This window comes from Fulvivirga kasyanovii, from assembly GCF_009711405.1.
GTDB lineage: Bacteria > Bacteroidota > Bacteroidia > Cytophagales > Cyclobacteriaceae > Fulvivirga > Fulvivirga kasyanovii.
The window spans coordinates 1-642 of the sequence record NZ_SMLW01000095.1 but is presented as its reverse complement, the minus strand read 5'-3'; the positions used below and the strand labels follow the sequence as shown (position 1 = coordinate 642).

The 642-nt window shown below is 36.0% G+C and carries 1 protein-coding gene; it reads right to left on the bottom strand.

The features are described from left to right. On the bottom strand, positions 1–547 hold a 547-nt coding region (locus E1163_RS00155), incomplete at its 3' end, for a condensation domain-containing protein (protein ID WP_185155877.1). Positions 548–642 lie beyond the last annotated feature (95 nt).

Sequence of the window (642 nt, the reverse complement as noted above, 5' to 3'; positions counted from 1 at the left end):
CTCTGGTTTCTATCCACTTTATAAAAGACTTATATTGGAGCGGCTCCACTCTTGAAGCCTGTAAAGTTTCACCAGAATACATGGTAACAAACTCCTTTATAATGATAGCAAGGCTCCAACCATCCATTATTATGTGATGGAAACTCCAGATCATTTTGTATCCATCAATGCCTGTTTTTATCAATATCACACGCATTAGTGAATCATTGGTCAAATCAAACCCTCTCTCGACATCTTTGACCCTCAAGTATTCTACTTCAGTATAAGCATTTGCTTCGATGAATAAGAATTCAATTTTCCTACTTTTAAGGACTACCTGCAATGGTTCTTTAAGATCTTCATGCACAAAAGATGTTCTAAGCGCATCATATTTTTGGGATAGGCTGTTTAAGCATTCCTCAAAGCATTGAAGATCAATTTTACCTTTGATAGTATAGACGTTTTGAACAAAATACGCTGGTGAATGATTGTCATAGAGCCAGTGGAATAACATTCCTTGCTGCATGGGAGACAGCTTGTATATATCTTGAATTTCCTGATTTCGCATAATAACTTATTAAAATTTCTTCCCAATTAAATCGAGGTCTTCTACCGAAATACCTGAATAACTAAAATCACTAGGGGTATATTCTCGGGTAGAGA